18 protein-coding genes are annotated in these 21505 nt (G+C 60.7%); 6 read left to right on the forward strand and 12 right to left on the reverse strand.

Annotated features, from left to right (window positions below):
- Positions 1-81 precede the first annotated feature (81 nt).
- Complete coding sequence (locus tag ACI3KQ_RS08715) at positions 82-1194, forward strand: helix-turn-helix transcriptional regulator (RefSeq protein ID WP_404956707.1); 1113 nt, start codon at positions 82-84, stop codon at positions 1192-1194.
- Between the two features lie 86 nt (positions 1195-1280).
- Positions 1281-3209 (forward strand): NAD(P)-binding protein, encoded by a 1929-nt coding sequence (locus ACI3KQ_RS08720; protein ID WP_404956709.1) that lies wholly within the window; start codon positions 1281-1283, stop codon positions 3207-3209.
- Between the two features lie 184 nt (positions 3210-3393).
- On the opposite strand, the gene ACI3KQ_RS08725 is transcribed toward ACI3KQ_RS08720, so the two are convergent.
- Positions 3394-5547, reverse strand: a complete 2154-nt coding sequence (locus ACI3KQ_RS08725; RefSeq protein ID WP_404956711.1) for an FAD-dependent oxidoreductase — start codon at positions 5545-5547, stop codon at positions 3394-3396.
- Positions 5548-5680: 133 nt separating this feature from the next.
- On the opposite strand from ACI3KQ_RS08725, the gene ACI3KQ_RS08730 reads away from it, so the two are divergent.
- Entirely contained in the window at positions 5681-6295 is a 615-nt protein-coding gene (locus ACI3KQ_RS08730; protein ID WP_404956712.1) for a TetR/AcrR family transcriptional regulator, read from the forward strand.
- Between the two features lie 143 nt (positions 6296-6438).
- On the opposite strand, the gene ACI3KQ_RS08735 is transcribed toward ACI3KQ_RS08730, so the two are convergent.
- Complete coding sequence (locus ACI3KQ_RS08735; RefSeq protein WP_404956714.1) at positions 6439-7047, reverse strand: TetR/AcrR family transcriptional regulator; 609 nt, start codon at positions 7045-7047, stop codon at positions 6439-6441.
- A gap of 148 nt (positions 7048-7195) precedes the next feature.
- Here ACI3KQ_RS08735 and ACI3KQ_RS08740 point away from each other — a divergent pair, with 148 nt between their 5' ends.
- Both ACI3KQ_RS08740 and ACI3KQ_RS08745 read left to right on the forward strand, forming a co-directional pair.
- Entirely contained in the window at positions 7196-8275 is a 1080-nt protein-coding gene (locus ACI3KQ_RS08740) for a hypothetical protein (RefSeq protein ID WP_404956716.1), read from the forward strand.
- 174 nt (positions 8276-8449) lie between these two features.
- Complete coding sequence (locus ACI3KQ_RS08745) at positions 8450-9886, forward strand: aldehyde dehydrogenase family protein (protein WP_404956718.1); 1437 nt, start codon at positions 8450-8452, stop codon at positions 9884-9886.
- Between the two features lie 198 nt (positions 9887-10084).
- Here ACI3KQ_RS08745 and ACI3KQ_RS08750 read toward each other — a convergent pair whose 3' ends face one another.
- The 10 genes from ACI3KQ_RS08750 to ACI3KQ_RS08795 form a co-directional block, all read right to left on the reverse strand.
- Positions 10085-10939: an SDR family NAD(P)-dependent oxidoreductase gene (locus tag ACI3KQ_RS08750; RefSeq protein WP_404956720.1), complete on the reverse strand. Its 855-nt coding sequence runs from the start codon at positions 10937-10939 to the stop codon at positions 10085-10087.
- 207 nt (positions 10940-11146) lie between these two features.
- Positions 11147-11554: a VOC family protein gene (locus ACI3KQ_RS08755; RefSeq protein ID WP_404956721.1), complete on the reverse strand. Its 408-nt coding sequence runs from the start codon at positions 11552-11554 to the stop codon at positions 11147-11149.
- Between the two features lie 100 nt (positions 11555-11654).
- A complete protein-coding gene (locus ACI3KQ_RS08760) occupies positions 11655-14039 on the reverse strand; it encodes a TonB-dependent receptor (protein WP_404956723.1) in 2385 nt (794 codons plus the stop codon).
- Between the two features lie 284 nt (positions 14040-14323).
- Positions 14324-15106 carry an SDR family NAD(P)-dependent oxidoreductase gene (locus ACI3KQ_RS08765; protein WP_404956725.1) on the reverse strand — a complete coding sequence of 261 codons (783 nt, stop codon included), beginning with the start codon at positions 15104-15106 and terminating at the stop codon, positions 14324-14326.
- Positions 15107-15132: 26 nt separating this feature from the next.
- A complete protein-coding gene (locus ACI3KQ_RS08770) occupies positions 15133-16335 on the reverse strand; it encodes a serine hydrolase domain-containing protein (protein ID WP_404956727.1) in 1203 nt (400 codons plus the stop codon).
- 17 nt (positions 16336-16352) lie between these two features.
- The gene (locus ACI3KQ_RS08775) at positions 16353-16772 is read right to left on the reverse strand and encodes a nuclear transport factor 2 family protein (RefSeq protein ID WP_404956729.1); all 420 of its coding nucleotides are present in this window, start codon (positions 16770-16772) and stop codon (positions 16353-16355) included.
- Positions 16773-16792: 20 nt separating this feature from the next.
- On the reverse strand, positions 16793-17677 hold the full coding sequence (locus ACI3KQ_RS08780) for a crotonase/enoyl-CoA hydratase family protein (protein WP_404956731.1): 885 nt from the start codon (positions 17675-17677) through the stop codon (positions 16793-16795).
- A gap of 1 nt (position 17678) precedes the next feature.
- Positions 17679-18656 (reverse strand): NAD(P)H-dependent flavin oxidoreductase, encoded by a 978-nt coding sequence (locus tag ACI3KQ_RS08785; protein ID WP_404956733.1) that lies wholly within the window; start codon positions 18654-18656, stop codon positions 17679-17681.
- A gap of 423 nt (positions 18657-19079) precedes the next feature.
- The gene (locus tag ACI3KQ_RS08790; protein WP_404956735.1) at positions 19080-20297 is read right to left on the reverse strand and encodes a cytochrome P450; all 1218 of its coding nucleotides are present in this window, start codon (positions 20295-20297) and stop codon (positions 19080-19082) included.
- Positions 20294-20500, reverse strand: coding sequence for a ferredoxin (locus ACI3KQ_RS08795; RefSeq protein ID WP_404956737.1), 207 nt, complete (start codon positions 20498-20500; stop codon positions 20294-20296). The genes ACI3KQ_RS08790 and ACI3KQ_RS08795 overlap by 4 nt, the downstream gene beginning before the upstream one ends.
- Positions 20501-20621: 121 nt before the next feature.
- On the opposite strand from ACI3KQ_RS08795, the gene ACI3KQ_RS08800 reads away from it, so the two are divergent.
- Positions 20622-21491, forward strand: coding sequence for a helix-turn-helix transcriptional regulator (locus ACI3KQ_RS08800; protein WP_404956739.1), 870 nt, complete (start codon positions 20622-20624; stop codon positions 21489-21491).
- Positions 21492-21505 lie beyond the last annotated feature (14 nt).

Here is a 21505-nt window from a genome sequence, read left to right on the forward strand (position 1 = left end):
CTCTCTCTACCCTCTGGGGTTGCGCGCTTTAGATCGCTGCTGGCGCTTGACCGCGAAGCCCCCATATGGGAGCAAAATCCCATGTCCTCCGTTTTTGCCTCTCAGCGCGAGCTGTTGCTACCCCTTGTGGAGGGTATCCATGAAAGCCCGCCATGGGGCGGATTCCTGCGCCAGCTGGTCGCGCGAACCTATGCGCGCCGGGCGTTCCTGATCATCACCCTGGCCAATGCAGCGCCCGATCAGGAACCGGCGGTCGTGCATGTCGCAGCACCACGCGCCGCCACCGAACCGCCGCTGGATTTTCGCCGGATCGAACAACTGGGCCTTCATCCCTATGGCGCGCTGCGACCGGGGCGCGTCTATTCGCTGGAAGAAATGCTGGATTATGACCGACCCGCGCAGCGCGATCGCCAGCGGGCCGGACTGGACGAAATGAACATCCGCTATGGCCGGTTCCTGAGGATATCGGCTGGCGGAGCGGCGGATGCTTGGCTGCTGCTGGTGCGGGAGCGGGAGGATTTCACGGCGTCCGCCGTCGCCGCGCTGTCGGGCATAGGTCCGCATCTTTCCGCCGCGCTCAAGACGCTGGCCGCCCTGATCGAACAACGGTTGCAGGTTGCGCTCGCACAATCGGCGCTCCAGCGGTTGGGCGTCGGGCAACTGGCATTTGATGCAACAGGCCGGGTGATGGCGGCGGACAGGCAGGCGGAAGCGTTGCTGGCTTTCGTCCCCGATCCCGACCCGACCGCCGGACGGCGGCTCCAGTTGGTGCCAGCGGTGTCCCAAGCGCTGGAGGCGGCGTGCGCTGAATTGGCTGCGGCGGCTCCGGGGGCCAGCCTGCCCCTGCCGCTGGGCACGCAGGCGGGGCTGTGGATGCTGCTGCGCAAGGCGGACCTGCCATTGGCGGAACCATGCGCCTTTCCGGCGGCCACGGGTGTGTTGCGTATCCACCAACGGGAAGATGCCCTGCGCGCGCGCCGTGCCCTGTCGTCTATATATGGGTTGTCCATGAATGAGGCTGCGATGGCGCATCAATTGTCGATGGGGGAAACGATTGTCGCGGCTGGCCAGAACCTGCGACTGACCCCGGAAACGTCGCGCAGCTATTCCAAGCGTATCTATGCCAAGACGGGCACGTCCAGTCAGGCGGATCTGGTGCGGTTGGTGCTGACCGGTCTGGCGCCATTCGCCTGAGCCTATTTGGAGCGCGCGTTGCCCCCTTTCGCCGTCGCGCCAGATGATGTAAGTGTTTACTCATAAATGTGATGGAGAGCATCCCCGTGGCCACAAATCTCGCTGATAATCGAAACAGTTTCGCAATTTTGCCCGATTCGCCCGCGCTTGCCAAAGCGCTCGACGAGGCCAATGTCCCGACGTTGCTGGCCGCCTATGCACATTTGACGCATGACGAGGCGTTTCTTGATCGCTTCGCCGCCCATATCCGCCCGGCCTTTTCCCAGCCGCCGACCGACATTCCCGAAGAATTGGCCGAAGATCTGCGCGCCCGGATGCGGCATTTGCTGACTACGGGTGAAGGGTATCAGGACGGTCCGGCGTCCGACGCCCTGCTACAGCGGATCATGACCGTGACCGTTGGCGAAACCGTAGATGACGAATTTCTGGAACTGGTGCAGGACCAGTGCGGATTTCGCCCCTATATCGACCGCAGCAAGGTGGAAGCGCGCAAGGCTCCCAAGGCGGATTTCAAGGTGCTGGTCATCGGCGCGGGCCTGACCGGCATGGCCGCCGCGACCAAGCTGCGCGAGGCCGGCTATGATTTCGTCGTCATCGAAAAGAACGCCGATGTGGGCGGCACCTGGTATGAAAACCGCTATCCGGGCGTGGGCGTCGATACGCCCAGCCATTTCTATAGCTTCAGCTGGGAAATCTGGCCCGATTGGAAACATTATCATCCGCATGGCGCGGACATGCAGAAATATATGCTGGCCACCGCCGACAAATATGACCTGCGCCGCGACATCCGCTTTAACACCAAGGTGGAAAAACTGGTCTGGAGCGACACGGACAAAAATTGGACGGTGACCGTTCAACAGGCCGACGGCAGCCGCGAGGACATTGTGGTGAACGCCGTCATCAATGGCCACGGACCTGTCAACCGCTACAAATTCCCTGACATTCCGGGCCTGGACGATTTTGCCGGGACGTTGGTGCACACGGCCAACTATCCCGCCGACCTGGACCTGAAGGGTAAGCGCGTCGCCGTGATCGGCACCGGCGCCAGTTCCGCACAGCTGGTCGGCGCGATCGCCCCCGATGTCGATCAATTGACCATCTACCAGCGGTCCAAGCATTGGGTATTGTTCAACCCGGAACTCACCCATGAAGTGAGCGAAGGCATGCGCTGGGCGCTGGCGAACATCCCGCACTATAAGGAATGGTTCCGTTTCCGCGTTTATTGGGCGGCAGCGGATGGCCTGTATTCCAACGTGGTGAAAGACCCCGAGTGGGAAGGCAATATGACGGCTGTGTCGCAAGGCAACGCCATGACGCGCGAATATGCCCTGGGCTACATGCAGCAACGCTTCGCCGACAGGCCTGACCTGATCAAAAAGCTGACGCCCGATTTCCCGATCTTTTCCAAGCGCATCATCTTGGACAATGGCTGGTTCGACGCGCTGGCGCGGCCCAACGTCCATCTGGAGGATCAGGGCATCGCCCGCATCCTGCCGAACGGCATCGAAGCCAAGGACGGGTCGGTGTTCGAATGCGACATCATCATCTGCGCGACCGGTTTCAACGTCGCAAAGATGATCGGCAACCTGACGATCAAGGGCGCTGGCGGCCGTGACCTGGGTGAAGAATGGGGCGAGGACGATCCGCGCAGCTATATGGGCATGTGCGTGCCGGGCTATCCCAACTATTTCCACACGGTCGGCCCGAACAGCGCGCCCAACCACGCAGCGGGCCAGAATATGATTTCCGAATGTCAGGTCAACTGGATCATCGAGGCGCTGGACCGGATCAACGAAGCGGATGCGAGCGCATTTGAAGTCACGCAGGATGCATTCGACGCCTGGAACCGGAAGGTGGAGGAACGCATGCCCCAGATGATCTGGACGCATCCGGGCGCCAATTCCTACTATAACAACTCCAAGGGCAGGGTTTTCCTGTCCTGGCCGTGGCGACTGGTGGACTTCTTCAATGCGACACGCGCGCCTGAAGACGGTAGCTATCGCCTGCTGAACTGAATTCGGCTGGAAAGCTGACGGAAATCGGCTCGCCCCTGGGAAGGGGGCGGGCCGATTGCGTTGGGGTGGCGGCGGAGCTGCGGGGCCCTGCGGAGGCGAGAGGCCAGTTCGAACGGCAGAGCTGGGTTCCTGCCTGCGCAGGAACACGAGAAAAGATTGGCGGGCGCGGGCTTTCCGGTCGAGACTATATTTGCGGGATTGCCGCTTCGCCCTGCACCGCGCGTGCCGCGCCTCTGATCGCGCCTTCAATATAGCCGACGCCAGTGCCGTCCCCGACTTCCTGAACATTGAAGCCATCGGCGCGCAGTGCGTCGGCAAGGCTGCTGTCGCCATGCGCGCCCTTGGCGACGATAACGGTGTCGGCGGGGACCAGATGCGTTTCTCCATCCGGCGTAGCGAACGAAACGCCTTCGCCGGCGATGCGGATATCCTTTGCATCCGCAAACATGGCGACGCCATGTTCCCGCAGTTCCGGGATCAGGCGCAGACGACGGACGACGGTCAGCCCCCGGCCAAATTTCGGTCCATCCTCTATAACCGTGACCTTGCGGCCCCGCTCTATCAGGAATTCGGCCAGTTCCACGCCCACCAGTTCGCCGCCGATAATGACGACGCGGTCGCCCAGGGGCATCCACTGGCGCGTGGCCTTGCGCACGAAATCGAGGTTGGCGGTCATGCCGGTGGCCGCTCCGATCCGCGTGGCGAGGCGGGTGGCAAGGCCCGTCTTGCGCTTCAAGGCGTCGGAACTTTCACCCAGCATCATCTTGCGCATGTCGTCGCCGCTGAAGACATGGTCCAGATCGCTGCCGGGGATGGATGGCATGTCGCGCACAGCGCCGGTGGCGACGATCACCCCGTCAGGTTCAAGCCCCCGCAGCAGTTCCGGCGTCGCTACGGTTTTTAGCCGCACATCGACATTGGACGCCTCTATTTCCCGCTTGAGCCATTCAAGTATCCGCTCATTGGGTTCGTAGGCGAGCGAGGCGAAGCGCAACGTGCCGCCCAGCCTGTCGCTTTGTTCGATCAATGTGACCTTGTTGCCCAAGGCGTCCAGACGACGTGCCGCCTCCATGCCACCCGGTCCGCCGCCGATGACGACATAGCGCTTGGCCATCGCGGGCGTGGAGCGGTCCTGCAGATATTCATAGCCGGTTTCGGATCGCACGGCGCAACGGACTTGCTGACGAATGTAGGCAGTGCTGACGCAGGTGTAGCAATAGATGCAAGGGCGAACGTCCTGCGGGCGTCCATTCGCCAGCTTGTTGGGAAGCTGTGGGTCCGCCAATATCTTGCGCCCCATGGCCAGGAAGTCGAACGCGCCTTCCTGAAAGCGTTTTTCGCCCCGGTCGGGTTCAACCCGCCCCGATGCGATGATGGGAATGTTCACTTCCGCCTTTATCGCGGCTGCGGCGGGGATGTTCATTTCGGGTTCGTGCGGGATGTTCGATCCCGAATGCAGCTTTGCCTGGCCAACATCATGATAGGCGGTGACGGCAATCGCGTCCGCCCCGCCCGCTTCCAACATACGCGCCACGGCCCTGGCATCGTCGAGCGTCGTGCCCACCGCCTTTCCGAATTCGCGGGAATCCAGCTTCATCCAGACGGGGAAATCTGGTCCAACCGCTTCCCGCACCGCCGCCAGCACCTCCAGCATCAGCCGGGCACGATTTTCCAGCGGGCCGCCATATTGGTCCGTCCGCTTGTTGGACGAAGGCGAAAGGAAGGAGGAGATGAGATAGCCGTGACCGCCGTGGATTTCACAGGCATCGAAACCGGCTTCCTTCGCGCGGCGGGCGCCGTCCGCATATTGACGCACCGCAACCGCGATATCGTCGACCGTCAGCACCTTGATCGTCGGCACGGCGCTGCCGCCAAAGGCCTCCAATTCTTCGGGAAGGAAATAATCGGGGAAGTCGCCGACGAACGGGCCGGGCATGGAGGGCGCCCACAAGGGGTGCCCGTCCTGCGCCGAATGGGCCGCCACCAATCCGCCCTGATGGATCTGGGCCGCGATCTTCGCACCATGGGCATGAACCCGGTCGGCCAGACGGCGCAAGCCGGGCAGGAAACGGTCGTCCGACACGCCAAGCTGATTGGGCTGAACCGCGCCGACCGGCCATGCGACGCCCATGACCCCAGTGACGATCAGGGCAGCGCCGCCCTTCGCCTGTTCCTCATGATAGGCGATCAACCGTTCGCCCGCCGTGCCGTCATCTTCAGCCAGGCTGACACCCATGGCCGTCACGAACATGCGGTTGCGCAAGTCCATTTGGCCGATCCGGCCCGACGAAAGCAGGCCTGAAAAGTCCTTGGCCGCCGATTGTCTACCCTCGCCCATTATATCCCTCCATCCGTCCGCTGCACGTTTTTATGGCGCGACAGTTCGACTATACAAGCTGTCTTGTCAACCAGGCTTTGGGACGTTAACAGGCGCTTCGTCCAACCGGTTTGTCCCAAGGGAGCAGGCATCTTTGCCCAATGGTTTGTCCCGCCGTAATTTTCTGCAGCAGGAACAGCGCACACGCACGCGCGCCCTGATCGTCGATGCAGCGCAAAAGACATTTGCAGACCGGGGTTATGTCGGCAGCTCGATCGAACATATATTGGTGACGGCCGGCGTGAGCCGCGCCGCATTTTACAGCCATTTCGACGGCAAGCTGGCGGTCGTGCGGGCGATCGCAAAGGATTTCGAACCGGCCTGGCATCCGGTTTTCGCCTATCTGGCGGAGCTGCGGAATCCCGGCCTGCCGGAACTGACCGAATGGGCGACCCGGCATCTGGAAATGCACCGCGCCAACCAGGACATCTGCACGTTGCTGACCCAGGTCGCGGTGCTGGAGGAGGCATTATATTGGGAAGTGTCCGCGCAACGGGACATCATCATCACCATGCTGGCGGAGCGGCATAAGGCGTTCGAGCTGGCGTCCCATGACGATGACGTTCTGTTGGAAGCGCACATCCTGCTATGGGGCCTGGACCAGGCCTGTTTTCATGTGGTCCGCCAGCATCTGCATGACCCCAGCAAGCGGGCAGCGGAAATCATCGCCGGACAGATGAAGGCTTTTCTGGACAAGCATGGCGGCTGATCGACCGTCGAGCGTTGGCATCGCACGCTCAAACCCAGCTGTTTAGAGCGCGCTGCGTTTAATCGGACGCAGGTCGCGCGCTCCAGCTTTTGTTATCGCACCCTTTCAAGCGCAAAACCGGTTCCCACTTTGCGCACGATGCCCTAACCGCCTGCGGGCTGTTTATCGAAACCCATGACGAGCTGGCGCAGAATTTGTTTCTGACAGTCCATGAGCTTTGGATCGACGGCAGGCTGCCCCGTCAGCGTTTCGATAAGCGGCGATGACCAGAAGAAGCCGAACAAGGTGTTGAAGACCGCGACGATTTGCAGCGCCACCAGATTGGCGTCGTCATTCCGCACAACCAGCGTAGCGTTCAGCCTGCGCCCATAATCGACCAGCTGCGACAGCCAGCCCAGCGCGATTTCGTCCGGGTCGAAATCACGGGAGATCACGGCGCGGATCAGCAATCGGGATATGTTGGGATGGATCGCCAGAAGGTCGGTCAGCCGGTCGGTCAGTTCGTAAAAAACGGGCATGTCGGCTGGACCGGCGATGATCTGGTCCATCAGTTCGGTCAGAGGCCGCAGCGCCCGTTCGTAGACCTGCCGATACAGGTCCTCCTTACTGGAAAAATGCTTGTAGAGGCCGGGCTGCTGGATTTGAGCCATCGCCGCGATATCGCGCAGGGACGCGGCGCCAAACCCCCTTTGCGCGAACTGGGCTTCTGCGGCGTCAAGTATGCGGTGCGCGGTGCGCTGACCCTTGTTCATCGATATTCGGTCCCCCCTGGTCCGGTCCAGCATGGACGATGTGTCGGCGACTTGCAAAAGCGGCTTGATCAGAAAAGTTATCGTGCTATAACTTTTACAGCTGTACGGACAGGACCTTGGGGGTCTGGGCCGCAATTTCTAGGAGAAGATGATGCTTGATGAAGCGCGGAGGCAGTATCTGTCGGACATTTTGCGCCCGGTCGCTCCGCCGCGCGAAATCGACAAGCCGTTCACCGAAGAACAGAAGCGGCGCATGTTGGACGTCGTCCACGACAAGGGCGCATGGAAGCTGATCCTGGCTCAACATTTTGCAAGTCCCGAAGAGCTGCTCGCCACCTTTGCAGGCGGTTTTCCCGAAGGCTTCACGCCCACGCTAGACATGTTCATGACGCCGACCTTCCGCGGCTTCTTCGCGAACTATTCGGCGGTGCTGTATCCCGAACTTCACGACGTTTTTTATAATGAGGCGTTCCTCAATCACGCGAAGTCCTATTGGAACGCGGAATATGCCAAGCCGCAGATGATGCTGTTCAACGTCAACGGTCCGTGCGGCAACACCGATCCGGGACATCTCGACACCCCCAGCTTCCGTGGCGTGCGATATGAAAACTCGCCCACCTGGCTATGTTCGGTCATGGGTCGTTCCGGCCTGTTCCAGGATTATCTGATCAAGATGGCGCAGGTGATCACCTGGTTCAGCCATGATCCAGCGAGCGGCTTCACCTATTGGCCCGACGGTCCGCTGGCCAAGCCAGCCCGTGTAAAGTCACCGATTTATAATCGCGGCGTGGTCGTTCAGAATGAAATGCTGGTGCATCGCGGCGAAGCCAACGGCCCGGTCGATCGCCGCAGCCCCGCCGGTCTTGCCTTCGACACGATCTTTACCGGCGACAAGGATGATCGTGACGGCTGGGTCCTGAAGAATGGCGACCAGGTAATCGAACGTTACCACACCGATGACCTGCGTTTCCTGGTCCATTGGAACGCGGAAGTCTTCACCGATTTTGCCGAGCTGAAAAAGAATATGGAAGGGACCGACGACCTGACCCATGATCAGGCGATCGACATGCTGATCAAGGACGTCCGTTCGCGCGGCATTCAGATCGAAACGCCAACCGATCCGCTGCATGACCCGGTCTTCATCCGCGCGATCAATGCCGCCTACAATTTTGGCGGACCCGCCGAATATCCGCCGGAAACGCAGGTGGACCGCCCGATGGCGGCGTAAGGCAAGGACGACCCAGGGTCGAAAACTGCTTCAAAGGAAAATGGAAAGCCGCGCTGTCAGGAGCGCGGCTTTTCCGCCGCGGGCGGCTGAATGTATTTTGCATAATCGATGTCGAATCACTATGCACCGGCCCGACAGCCTGTTCGGGCTGACCAGCCTTGCGGAGAAGTTCAGATGAAGGGTCAAAACTATATCGACGGCCGTTGGATCGATGGCGAAGTGCCGTTCGAAACGGTCAACCCATCCGACCTTGACGAAGTGGTCGGCACCTATTCCAAGGTTGGCGAAGCGCAGATACGCGAAGCAATGGCCGCAGCGCGCCGGGCACAGCCGGGCTGGGCCGCTTTCAACATGCAGGCCCGTTCTGACATTTTGCGCAAGGTTGGCGACCTGCTGATCGAACGCAGCCGCGAAATCGGCACGCTGCTGGCGCGGGAAGAAGGCAAGACCCTGGCCGACGCCATTGGTGAAACGGTCCGTTCCGCCCAATGCTTCCACTATTCGGCTGGCGACGTGCTGCGCGCCCAGGGCGAATGGTACAACAGCATGCGCGACGGTTTCAACGTGATGGTCACGCGCGAGCCGGTGGGCGTCGTGGCGGCAATCACGCCGTGGAACTTCCCCATCGCCCTGCCATCCGCCAAGATTGCTGCCGCCCTGTCCTATGGCAACACGGTGGTGCTAAAGCCAAGTTCCTATGTTCCGGGGTCAGCAGTGATGCTGGCGCGGTTGCTGGAAGAGGCCGGTCTGCCTGCAGGTGTTTTCAACCTGGTGATGGGCGATGGCCGGGCCGCGGGCAACATCATGATCGATGAGGCCGACGCGCTGACCTTCACCGGCGGCACCGCGACCGGCCGGGTCGTGCTCGCCCGCGCAGCCGAGACCATGACCAAGTGCCAGCTTGAACTGGGCGGCAAGAACGCCTTGGTCGTTCTGGACGATGCCGATCTGGATCAGGCGGTCGAAATCGCCAGCAATGGCGCGTGGATTCAGACGGGCCAGCGCTGCACCGGCACGGAACGCATCATCGTGACAAAGGGCATTCACGACGCCTTTGTGGAGCGCATGATAAAGAAGGCAGGCAGCTACAAGGTCGGCCATGCCCTGGACGCCGATACGCAGATCGGCCCAGTCTCCAACGTCCAGCAGTTCAACGAGAATCTGCAGTTCGTTAAGGACGCGCAGGGTGAAGGCGCTGAATTGGCAGCGGGCGGCGTCGCAGTGGAAGGCCGCACACGCGGCCTGTTCATGGCCCCTGCGCTGCTGGTCAACACAAAGACCGAATGGCGCTGTAACCAGCATGAATCCTTCGGGCCGATTGCGGCGGTCGTGAGGGTCGAGGATCTGGACGAAGCCATCCACTCTGCCAATCATTGCGAATATAAGCTGTCGTCCGGCATCGCGACCACCAACCTGAAAAGTGCCGAGCGTTTCCGCAAGGCGTCGCAGGCGGGCATGGTCATGGTGAACGCGCCGACGGCGGGCCTTGAATATCATGTGCCGCTGGGTGGACGTTCGCCTTCAGGCTATGGCCCGCGTGAATCGGGTTCGGCGGCAGCGGAATTCTTCACCGAAAGCAAGACCAGCTACATCAACCACGGCGCACTTTGACATAGCAGCGCTGGCATAGCCCTGTGAAAGCAGGGCTATGCTGGCGTGGCGGACAGCGGCGTGCGGGCCGGATCGGGCCGTTCTATCAGACCAAGCGTCGCCCACTCTTCTTCGGGCGGCGCGCAAAAACAAAAAAAGGGGGAGGACCCGGCGGTGAATGTGCCGCCGTGTCCTCCCCTTTTTACCTTGATGAATATGTCAGTCGGCCGCGATCTGGCGAGCGAGGTCAGGCATGATCGGCGGCACTTGGTCCTGCAGGAAGCGGATGCGACCGCCAATGATCTGCTCGCTCATTTCAGGCTGGCTGTGGACCCAGAATTTATTGTCGGCCATCTGCTCAATGAACAGGCGGCAGCCTTCGTCCAGGTCCATGCCATAATCGCGCATCATTTCGAACATTGCACGGCGGTGTGACTGGGCGTTGGCAGGCTCGCCCTCACCCGCTTCGGCGTTGAAGATGTTGGTCCGCAGCATGCCCGGCACGATGGTCGACACATGGATTGGCAGGTTCTTCAGCTCCATTTCCAGATAGAGGCATTCGCTGAAAGCCTGAACGGCGTGCTTGGTGACGGTATAGGCCGTCTGGGCAGGCATCGCGCCGAACGCGCCTACGGACGACAGATTGCCGATCCATGCTTCCTTGCCGCTGGCGATCATCCGCGGGACGAACGCGCGCACACCGTGAATGACGCCATGAACGTTGATGTTGAGCGTCGCTTCCCAACGTGCCGTCGGCACTTCCCAGGTATAGCCGACGGTTTCGATTCCGGCATTGTTGATCAGCAGGCGCACTTCCCCATGGCGGGCGAACACTTCCTCAGCAAAGCGGTCGAGTTCTTCGGGGCGGGATACGTCGAGCTTCCACGCTTCGGCGGTTCCGCCAGCACTGGTGATTTCGTCGACAGTTCCGGCCGCCGCCTGTTCGTTGATGTCCGCCACGATCACGGTCATGCCAAGCTGCCCGGCCCGACGGGCAAGGCCAGCACCGATGCCTGAACCAGCGCCGGTGATCACGGCAACGCCGCCCCCAAAAATTTCAGCATCCCGCGCCATTATAAATCTCCTACCATTTCGAAAAGCGGCCTGATCACGTGGCCCGGCCGAAAAACATGATTGCCAATTGCGTAAAGGTCAGGGCGACCAAGGCCGCGATAACCGCTGCCGTTGGGCCGCCCTCATCGTCTTTTCCCCAGGGAACGCACCAATCTACGCTCCGTGTCAGTATTTACACAGCAGCGTTATGGCGGGGCATGAAGGCTGTCAACCCGCGTGGGGAGCCGCCAGCATCTGCACATTTTCGCACAACGCGCCTTCAGGATCGGTGGAAAATACCACGCGGACGCCATGGTCGCGTTCCTCGCGGATCGGGCCGCACAGCTTGCCGCCGTTCGCCACGATTTTTTCCACCGTTGCATCCAGGTCGGCGACCGTGAAGCCCAGTATCACCTGCTGATCGCGGGGTGCATCGCGGTCGACATAGTTGAACGTGACCAGCGTGCCTTTGGTCCAGTCTCCGCCCGGCGCCATGATGACTTCGCGAAAAGCCTCACCATCACTGGTGCCCTCAACCCGCTGGACAAGGCCATAGCCGTACACATTCCCATAATAACGAGCCATGGCTTCTTCGTCGCGGCAGATCAGTTTGGTGAAAGCTGGAAGGTCGGTCATCGCATCTCTCCTACTATGCTTAGCGGCAAGGGGCGGGAACCGGTCGCCGGTCCCGCCCCTTGCCAGGATGATCACATGCTCATGGCAGTCCGAAATGCCGTCAGAAGCTGATACGGGCGTCGATGCCGTAAGAGATCGGACGGTTGAACGTCGCTCCGGCAAAACCCAGCCCGCCAAAGTCGATGCCATAGATCAGGCGCTGCTGATTAAGCAAATTGTCACCCCAAAGCCCGACGTTCAGCTTGCCACTGCCAAGATTGATATCCTCGACGGACAGGCGCGCCTTTACATTGTCCTGCGGTGGCGAAACAAGATCTTCGTTGAACGGCGCGGTGTTATCCAGCGCGTTGAAGTAAATCTTGGTCCGGCGTGAATAGTCGCCGCGCAGCCGCACCGTCATGTCGCCAATGGAATAGGCATATTCAGCGCCAAGGTGGATGGTCCATTTGGGCGTGTACACCGGTTTCGCTTCATCCGACACGTCAAGCAGGACGTTGGTGGCCGGATCACGGAACAGGAAGCTCTTATAGTTGGACTTCACATAACCGACCGAAGCGTCAATCTGGAAACCCCTGAAAGGCATCGCCGTCAGTTCCGCTTCAAAGCCCGACAGTTGCACCTTGCCCGCATTCACGATCAATGAGGTCGCGCCACCGCTGCCTGCGGCGAACTGCTGCACCTGAAGGTCGCTATAGTCGGTGATGTAACCGGCCAGGTTGAGCCGCACCCTGTTGTTCAGGAACTGCGACTTGATGCCTGCTTCATAGGCAGTCGCCTTTTCAGGATCGAAGCTGTTGATGACGCCAGCGCGCGGGTTCAGGCCACCCGAACGATAGCCGGTCGAAACTCGGGCATAGACCATCAGATCATCGGCAATCTTGTAGGACCCCGATGCCAGCCACGAGAAATTGTCGAAGCTCTTGCGGCCGCGCTGCACCGGGCTGACATCGCCGGCCAGATAGATCGTCTTGTCGTCGCCGGTATAACGGCCGCCCAAGGTGATCTCCAGCTTTTCATCCAGGGCTGACGGCTTCCAGCTGGCCTGACCAAAGACTGCCATCGATTGAGACGTGCCGCCAAAGGCCTGGATCGGATTGGCCCTGATCCCCACCGTGCCAAGGCCGGGATTGAGGGCCGATATGGTGTCGATGGTTGGCTGATCGAAGCCATATGCCGCAAGCCCCGGAATGCTGGACAGCAGGGTGATCTGTTGGCGATTATATTCCGACGACTTTTCGTAGAAATAATACATGCCCAACAAATAGCTGATGTCGCCGACCTTACCCAGGGCCTGCAATTCCTGGCTGAACTGCCACTGTTTTTGTGGCGCGTTATTGGCGTTGTAAAGCGGGGTCGGCTGGACCGAGACGAGCGTGGGAGAGGTAAAGTCGATCACCGGTCCGCGCAGGACGCCGTTGCCGCCCAGATCCACGATCGAATCCTGGAAGAATTTACGATAGCCGGTAATCGATTTGATCGTCAGTTCCGGGATGGGTTCATAGCTGACGGTCAGGCCATGGCCCTGAACCCGCGTCTTCCCGCTGTAGCGGACATCGCCATTGGGTTCGGTAAAGCCCGCCTGCTGGACCGTACCCTGCCGTTCGCGATCCACCATGAAAGGCGGGCCGCCAAAGTTGGGTGATTGCGAATAATAATCCAGCGCCTGCGGCGTGGCCGCTACCAGCTGGAAGAAGCCGGCCAGGCCGCGCCGTTCATCCCAATCGAAATTATAGTTGACGGTCACGTCGCCAAAGTCGCCCTGAAGGCCCAGCGCAAAGGAATTGGACTTCATCGCGCCCGGATCGCGCGACGACGGCGTCAATATATTGTCGACCCAACCATCATTTTCGCGATGCTGTCCCGCTATCGACGCCTTGATCTGGTCGCCGATGATATAGCCAGTGTCGACGCGTGCGCGGACATACCAATCGTTGAAACGGCCATAGCCCGCCTTCGCGGTGACCTCCATATTGTCGCTGGGTTTGCGGGAAACGAGTTGCAGCGCGCCGCCGATGGTGTTGCGGCCAAACAACGTACCCTGCGGCCCGCGCAGCACCTCGATCCGTTCCAGATCGATGAGGTTGAACACCGCGCCCGCCGCGCGCGCCAGATAAACGCCGTCAAGATAGACGCCCACGCCCTGTTCGGACACGGCGGACGGTTCGTTATTGCCGATACCGCGAATGAAAACGGTAGCCGCCGAAAGACTGGCGGGCTGCTGTTCAATCGTCAGGTTGGGCGCGAATTGCGGAATATCCGTAGGATCGGCGATGTTCTGGCGTTCTATGAAGTCGGCGCCGATTGCGGTCACGGCGACCGGCACATCCTGCAATGTTTCTGCGGAACGGCGCGCAGTAACGACGATATCGCCCAACATGCCCTGATCCTGCGCCTGATCGGCGACGGGAGCTTCCTGAGCGTGGGCTCCAGTAGCGAGCGGCAGCGCCAACATGGTGGCGACACCCGCCAACAACATGGATTTCATCAGATATCCTCCCTTTGGGTTCTGCCTTATGACTGGCAATCGATCTCGTCTTTAGCCAGACGACAATGCGTTTCATCTAAAATCGCGTTTCACGCCGTCATCTGTAAAATTTGCAGCCGATAATGCTCTTTTAGTCGCAATATGCTCCATATGTAGCAATGGATTGCATTATCTGCGTATGAAAATGACGAATCACGTACGAATATGCGGGCAAAGAGTTGGTCTGCGCATATTGGCAGAGATGCGACGGCGGGGAAGCGCGACGGCTCTGTGGCCACGCCCTTTTAGAGCCTTTGCGAATGGATGTTCCCGCCGTCGACCAATATGTCGGCCCCGGTGATATAGCTTGCCTCATCCGACAGCAGAAAACGAATGACGCGCCCCAGTTCTTCCGGCGCGCCATAGCGACCGAGCATGATGTGCCGTTCGAAATGACCCGGCAAAGCCGCCTTGGTTCCGGCCATGATCGGCGTGTCGATCATGCCGGGACTGACACTGTTGATGCGGACAGCGTCATTGGCGAGTTCGTCCGCCATCGACCGCACGAGAGAGATGATCGCGCCCTTGGCCGCGCTGTAAATTGGGATCAGAGCATTGCCCAACGTCGCGTTGATGGACGCGATGGCGACAATGGCGCTGCCGGGGTTGGCGCGCAGATCGTCGCGAAAAAACTGGGTGATGAGGACCAGGGCGCGAGCGTGAAGAGCGAGGCCATCATTCCAATTGTCCGGCGTCACGCCATCGATGCCCGTAATTTCGCTGGTTCCGGCGCCATGAACGATGCCGCCGATGCTGCCCAATGCGTCACGCGACGCGATGGCGGCGGGCGCAACCGCCTGCGAATTGCGCAGGTCGACGCAAAGCCCGGTCGCGGCGACGCCGAAACGATCGGCTATTCCCCGCGCCGCAGCCGCCGCCCCGGCCGCGTTGATATCCCACAGCGCTACCGGCCTTCCAACCGCCGCCAGCGCGTGAGCAGTGGCGAGGCCGATGCCCGACGCACCGCCAGTGATGACGACGCCGGTGCCGGGCGATCCCAACCGGGGAGCCATGTCCGTCGTCGTCATCCTGTTACCTTTCCTTATCTTTCAACCTATCCAGCCGCCTTCAGATCGCGATAGGCCGCAGCGATCATGTCGGGCCGCATCGCCCCGTTCAACCAGGACGGCGAAAACTGCGTAAGATAGAGGAGGAAGAAATTGCGGTTGGGGTCCATCCAGCAGGCCGTCCCCGCCATTCCTGGCCAGCCGAATACGCCAGCGGGCACCTCACCGGGCCAATCGAACATGCCCTGCGTGCTCCGGCTGTCCGCCAACGACACCGACATGCCTGCGCCCATACCGACTTCCGACAGTGGATGTCCCACAGGAACACCGACTTCTGTCACCGCCGCAGGCAGCAGGTTGGACCGCGCGAGCCGCACCGTTTCGGGCTTTAGCACGCGCACGCCGTCCAGTTCCCCTTCGTTCAGCAGCATCGCGGCAAAACGGGCATAGTCATGCGCCGTCGACAGCAGTCCGCCACCGCCCGACGGATAAACGGGCGCGGCATACATGCTGTTGGCGGGATCATCGACCAACACCCATTTTCCATCCTGTTCTTCTGGAAAGTCGGCGAAACGATCCACCTTGTCGGGCGAGATCGAAAAGCCAGTATCCACCATGCCCAGCGGGTCGAATAGACGCCGTTGCAGGAATGTATCGAAAGGCATGCCGGATGCGACCTGGATCACAAGCCCCAGAACGTCGAGCGCGACGCTATAATCGAACCGGGTGCCGGGGTCGGTCGCCAGCGGCAGCGCGGCAAGCCGTTCACCCATTTCGGCAAGCGACTTTGGGCCATTTTCGGTCGGCCCATCGCCCGGCAAGATTCCATGTTCCGCATAGAGCTCTGCCAGTGTCATTCCACCCATGCCGAACCCTGCGGTGTGGGTCAGCAAATGGCGAACCGTGATGGGTCGGGCGGCGGGCCGGGTCTCAGACGGGTCTTCACCCACCATCACGCGCATATCGGCGAAAGCGGGCAGTATCTCGCTGATAGGCTGATCGATCTGGATCACGCCTTCTTCCACCAGCATCATCGCCGCGATGGCGGTGATCGGCTTGGTCTGCGAATAAATGCGGAAGATCGATCGTTCGTCCACGGGGGTGGAACTGTCGAAACCCAGCGCCCCTGCCGCCCGGTAGCGGATCGGGCCGTCGCCGTCGCGCCAGGCGATGATGGCCCCAGGGACGACCCCCTGATCCACAAAGCCGCGCATCGTCTTTTCGGTTTCGACAAGGCGATCCATTGTCATCGCGCCAGTCTCCTGCATCAAAAGTCGACCTGAACATTCTGGTCGAACCGCACGAAGCGATGCGCGATCTTCCAGCCTTCGCCGGTCTTGACCACGGTGTCGCGCATCCGGCCCGTCACCACGATCTTCGACGCCATAGGCACATGGCCCGCATTGACGTTCATGAAGGCATATTCGGCGACGACCTTACCGCCTTCTTCATTGATCATCAGGTTGAAATTGAAATGGCGGTTCTTGCCTTCCGCCTGTGTGTCGGACGCCTTGGCATGTTCGACCTGCTGTTCGATGCCTTCGTAGCGCATCGGCAGGCCGTCCAGTTCCGTCACCACGTCGGGCGTGTAGAGCGTGGCCAATTTTTCCCAGTCGCCATAGTCGGAACAATGGGCGAAGCGGGCAACCAATTCGGTAATGGCGATCTTGTCTTCAAGCGTGATCATGTCGATCCTTTCCCAAATGATTATGCCTTGTTCCACCAAGGGAAGAATGGCGGCATTTCCGATGCCTTGCCCGTGAACTGCGCCGTTCGCTTTTCATTGAAAGCGCGCACGCCTTCCCGCCCGTCCGCCTGGCTGGTGTAGAACATGGCGAGGGATTCGGTCAGATGCGCGTCGAGCGGCGTTGCGGCAGCACTGTTGCGGTTCAGCATCTGGCGGAGGAGGGCGATGGACACGGGCGAGCGGTCCTTGACCAGCGAACGGGCGAAAGCCTTTGCTTCGTCCAGCAGCGTTTCCGGCGAGCAGACCGCGCGGACCAGCCCCTTTTCATGCGCTTCGGCAGCGTCGAATATGTCGGCGCGATAGGCCCATTCCAGCGCCTGTTCCAGCCCGACGATGCGCGGCAGGAAGAAGGAGGAGCAAGCCTCCATCGTAATGCCCAGCCGCCCGAAGACGAAGCCAAAGCGCGCCTTTTCCGACGCGAAACGGAAATCCATGGGCAGCAGCATGGTGGACCCGATGCCGACCGCAGCGCCGTTGACCGCGCCGACAATGGGCTTCAAACAATCATACATCGCCATAGCCACGCGACCACCCGTGTCGCGCACGCCCTTCAGGATGGCGGGATCGTCACCATGGTCGCGCACATCCTCCATCGTCGGGGTCATGCTTTCGTCCAGGCCAAAGACGTTGCCGCCGACCGACAGGTCCATGCCCGCGCAAAAGGCCCTGCCCTCCCCGGTCACGACGATGACGCGCACGGCGTCGTCGCGGCTGGCGCGGCCATAGGCGTCGACCAGTTCGTCGCACATTTCGACGGTGAAGGCGTTGAGTTTATCAGGCCGCGCCAGCGTGAGCAGCAGCAGCCCGTCATCCTCCACCTCATAGCGGATGCTGTTATAGTTCATGTCACTGGCCCTCTGCGGTCAGCGCGGAAGCGCGAGCAAGCGACGCCCGGCATTCGGTAACGATACGCTCGACCAGTTCGGCGCAGGTCGGGATGTCGTCCATCAGGCCAATGCCCATGCCGGCCCAGACCAGGCCCCCATTCGCATCGCCATTTTCCAGCGCTGCGCGTCCGCGCGCGCCAGCCACCAGCGCCTTGATATCTTCAAAGGTCGCGCCGGGCTCCTTTTCCCGCACATTGACTTCTTCCGACACGTTGTTGCGGAATACGCGCGCAGTGTTGCGCAGCGCGCGGAAGATGAGCGTGGTGTCACGTTCCGTCCCCTGGACGACCGCCTGCTTGATGGCGTCATGGATCGGGGCTTCCTGCGTCAGCATGAAGCGCGTGCCCATGGTGATGCCCTCTGCCCCCAGAGCGAGCGCCGCCGCCATGGACTGGCCGGTCGCCATGCCGCCTGCCGCCAGGATCGGGATGTCCAGCGCGCGTGCGGCGGCGGGGATCAGCACCATGCCCGGAATATCGTCTTCGCCAGGATGTCCCGCAGCTTCGAACCCGTCAATCGATACGGCATCGACGCCCGCGCGCTGTGCGGACAGGGCGTGACGGACCGCGGTGCACTTATGGATGATCTTGATCCCCGCCTGCTTGAAACGGGCGATGAATTCAGCCGGGCTGCGCCCTGCGGTTTCCACCACCTTCACGCCCGACGCGGCGATGGCCTCGACATAGGCGTCATAAGGCACGGGCTGCGCCGTGGGTAGGATGGTCAGGTTCACCGCGAAGGGCTTGTCCGTCATCGTGCGGCAACGCTCAATCTCTGCCGTCAGCGCTTCGGGTGTCGGTTGGGTGAGCGCGGTCAGGATGCCCAGAGCGCCTGCATTAGACACTGCCGAAGCGAGTTCGGCGCGGCCGACCCACTGCATGCCCCCCTGGATGATGGGGTAACGGGTGCCGGTAATGTCTGTGATCCGGGTCTTCATTGATGCTCCTGTCCGTCAGATGGGGTCATGCCTGTCAGTCTATGCGTGGCCAAGTTTTCGGCAAATAACGAAATTGCCGACCATATCCGCCACTCGACGGGTAGCGCAGGCTGTCCCCCGCGAGCCGAGAGAGCCATGATGGATGCGCCGATCACGCTTTTCGTAGGGAAAAGCCGCCCCCCTTACGAATCGCCTTAGCGGTCGCGCCAGGATTCCACAGCTATCGTCATGGTATCGTGCCATCGACTTCGGCCTCCGACCACGGCGCTTGCCAAGGCCCAACCGACAATGCAAGCTGAATCAGGGAGGACGCAGGACAGGAGCTCGGCATATGTCCGGCCCCGCCAACAGGCACTACCCGCCCGACGCAGGCCGCAGGAGCGCCGCGTGTCAGACCGCGCCGCCCCTGCCCCGATCAGCCCGTCACCAGCGCAACTTCAGCGACGTAAAGCCCATGACCGACCCGCCGAAAATGGCGCCTTCATCCTGGTCGTCCGCCAATTCGAAATCAGGAATCTGCCGCAGCCATTCCTGCAGCGAGACCATGATCTCACGCTTGGCGAGGTGCGACCCCATGCAGCGGTGCGGCCCCACACCGAACGTCAGATGATTGTTCACCCGACGATCAAGATCGATAGATTGCGGATTTTCGAAGACCGAAGCGTCGCGATTGGCCAATGTGTTCGACAGGATGACGCGGTCGTTCCGCCGGAACTGGATGCCTTTATATTCGCAGTCATGGGTGACGCGCCGATAGATATTGGACACGGCGTTGATCCGCATCAGTTCCTCGATCGCGAGTTGGAAGGCCGCCGGATCGTCGAGCCGTTCGCGAAACTGCGCCCGCGCCTTTGGCGTGCTGGCCAGATAGCGCCACACATAGGCCATGGTGTTCGTTACCGTGTCCAGACCCGCGACGAACAACAGGAACCCGCAATTGAGAATATCCTGCCAAGGGTGCTGATTGCCATTTTCGTCCCGCGCGGTGACGATGGTCGATGCGATGTCGCTGCCGGGGTTGCGTTCCTTTTCGCGGAACAGGTCCTCCAGCACTGCATAGATGTCGGTCAGGTTCTGCGCGCGCACCGTCGGATCGGTGCTGCGGAAGAATATTTCCGACAGAGCCAGGAATTCGGGCAACCTTTCTTCCGGCAGGCCGAACAGGTCCAGGAAGGCGCCCGTGGGGAAGCGCGACGCATAATCGGTGATGAAGTCGCACTCGCCCCTGTCAGCAAAGGACGCGATCATCGTTTCGGCCCGGTGCTGTAATCCTTCGGTCATCCGGCGCACCGCCAGCGGCGTGAACATGGGGGCCAGCAGTTTGCGAAAGACATTATGGTCGGGCGGATCGACCCCTTGAGGTTGCATGACCGGGAAGGGTTCGATCGGCGGTATGGGCGTCTGGTAGGTCGAAAAAATCTCGTGGTTGCGATAGCCTTCGACGATGTCGCTATATTTCAGGAAAACCCAATGCCCGCCATTGCGCGGGGTGTAAAAGATCGGCGGCACACCGCGCCGAACCAGATCATGCCAGATCTGGACCGGGTCCGTCAGTCCTTCGGGCGTATGAAAAAAGTCGAAATCGACAATCAGGTCGGCAGGAACATGATCAGGTGGCGATGGTGTCCACTGCAAGGTCATGACTTCAATCCTTTTGCAATGCGCAACGCGCCCTCCGGGCAATTGCGCACGGCAAGCCGGACTTTGTCTTCAAGTTCCGGTGCGAATTCAGGCTGTTCTATAACTACCTTTCCTTCCACCGCATCTGTCGAAAAGACTTCTGGGCACAAGTCCTCACATCGTGCATGGCCTTGGCAGACCTGCAGATTGGCGACGATTCTCATCGGACATCCTCTATTAATCTGTTCTGGGACCCGCTTTATCAGTCCGGCCTACAGCTTCCCACCAAAGCGAATGAACCTGCCTGGACAGAATTAGCAGTATCGGCCATTATCCGACGGACCTATGGATTTCACCCCGACCATCACCCATTCCGTTTCCCTGCACGACGGGCGGTTCGAACTGGTCGAATGGCGGTGGCCCGACATGATCGATTTCATGATCGGCGAACCTGCGTTGATGCTGGAAATGTCGCTGCCGCCGCTGGCTACCGATGCTTCGGCGGAGTTTCCAGATATAGACCGCGGCAATCGCTGCTTCATGGGCACAATGTTCATCCGCTACCCCGGCGTCATGGTGCATGGACGCGGCGAAGGCGGGCATATTCGCGTGCTGCGGGCGATCTTTTCAGACCAGCTTGCAACCGCAATCCTGGGCGAGGACGATGTGCCGCCGGTACAGGTGCTGCAAGGATTGCTGGACATCAGGAATGACGCCCTGCGGTTCATGATGCGGCTTGCCATGCGGGAACTGACGACGCCAGACACTCGATCCACCGACGCATTGGAGGCCTTGCACAGGCTGGTCGCGGTGGAGGTTCGGCGGCTGTTCGAACGGCAAGTCCACGCGCCGAGCGGCGGACGGCTGGCGTCGTGGCAATATCGGCGCATCCGCGATAGATTGTTGGAAAGCGATATCGCGCCTTCCATTTCCGAACTGGCGGCGCTGTGCGGAATTAGCGTTCGCCATCTCCATCGTCAATTTCACGCGCTGACCGGCAGCACGGTTATCGCCTATGTGGACAATTTCCGCATGTCGCGGGCACAGGCGCTGCTGTCCGACCGCGACATGCCGATCAAGATCATTGCGTCAAGGCTGGGCTTTGCCCACCCCAACAGCTTTGCCCGCGCATTCAGGCGCGCAACCGGGATGACGCCACTCCACTATCGGCAAAGCATATCGGGCAGCGGGCAGGATGACGACGACGCGCCCTGACCGCCGCCGTCATT

Source organism: Sphingobium sp. ZW T5_29, assembly GCF_044987515.1.
Lineage (GTDB): Bacteria > Pseudomonadota > Alphaproteobacteria > Sphingomonadales > Sphingomonadaceae > Sphingobium.

Excerpts from the sequence above, each read along its gene's own strand:
- ACI3KQ_RS08715 (WP_404956707.1), top strand. The coding sequence starts at position 82 with ATGTCCTCCGTTTTTGCCTCTCAGCGCGAGCTGTTGCTACCCCTTGTG.
- ACI3KQ_RS08725 (WP_404956711.1), bottom strand. The coding sequence starts at position 5,547 with ATGGGCGAGGGTAGACAATCGGCGGCCAAGGACTTTTCAGGCCTGCTT.
- ACI3KQ_RS08735 (WP_404956714.1), bottom strand. The coding sequence starts at position 7,047 with ATGAACAAGGGTCAGCGCACCGCGCACCGCATACTTGACGCCGCAGAA.
- ACI3KQ_RS08740 (WP_404956716.1), top strand. The coding sequence starts at position 7,196 with ATGATGCTTGATGAAGCGCGGAGGCAGTATCTGTCGGACATTTTGCGC.
- ACI3KQ_RS08745 (WP_404956718.1), top strand. The coding sequence starts at position 8,450 with ATGAAGGGTCAAAACTATATCGACGGCCGTTGGATCGATGGCGAAGTG.
- ACI3KQ_RS08750 (WP_404956720.1), bottom strand. The coding sequence starts at position 10,939 with ATGGCGCGGGATGCTGAAATTTTTGGGGGCGGCGTTGCCGTGATCACC.
- ACI3KQ_RS08755 (WP_404956721.1), bottom strand. The coding sequence starts at position 11,554 with ATGACCGACCTTCCAGCTTTCACCAAACTGATCTGCCGCGACGAAGAA.
- ACI3KQ_RS08760 (WP_404956723.1), bottom strand. The coding sequence starts at position 14,039 with ATGAAATCCATGTTGTTGGCGGGTGTCGCCACCATGTTGGCGCTGCCG.
- ACI3KQ_RS08765 (WP_404956725.1), bottom strand. The coding sequence starts at position 15,106 with ATGACGACGACGGACATGGCTCCCCGGTTGGGATCGCCCGGCACCGGC.
- ACI3KQ_RS08770 (WP_404956727.1), bottom strand. The coding sequence starts at position 16,335 with ATGACAATGGATCGCCTTGTCGAAACCGAAAAGACGATGCGCGGCTTT.
- ACI3KQ_RS08775 (WP_404956729.1), bottom strand. The coding sequence starts at position 16,772 with ATGATCACGCTTGAAGACAAGATCGCCATTACCGAATTGGTTGCCCGC.
- ACI3KQ_RS08780 (WP_404956731.1), bottom strand. The coding sequence starts at position 17,677 with ATGAACTATAACAGCATCCGCTATGAGGTGGAGGATGACGGGCTGCTG.
- ACI3KQ_RS08785 (WP_404956733.1), bottom strand. The coding sequence starts at position 18,656 with ATGAAGACCCGGATCACAGACATTACCGGCACCCGTTACCCCATCATC.
- ACI3KQ_RS08790 (WP_404956735.1), bottom strand. The coding sequence starts at position 20,297 with ATGACCTTGCAGTGGACACCATCGCCACCTGATCATGTTCCTGCCGAC.
- ACI3KQ_RS08795 (WP_404956737.1), bottom strand. The coding sequence starts at position 20,500 with ATGAGAATCGTCGCCAATCTGCAGGTCTGCCAAGGCCATGCACGATGT.
- ACI3KQ_RS08800 (WP_404956739.1), top strand. The coding sequence starts at position 20,622 with ATGGATTTCACCCCGACCATCACCCATTCCGTTTCCCTGCACGACGGG.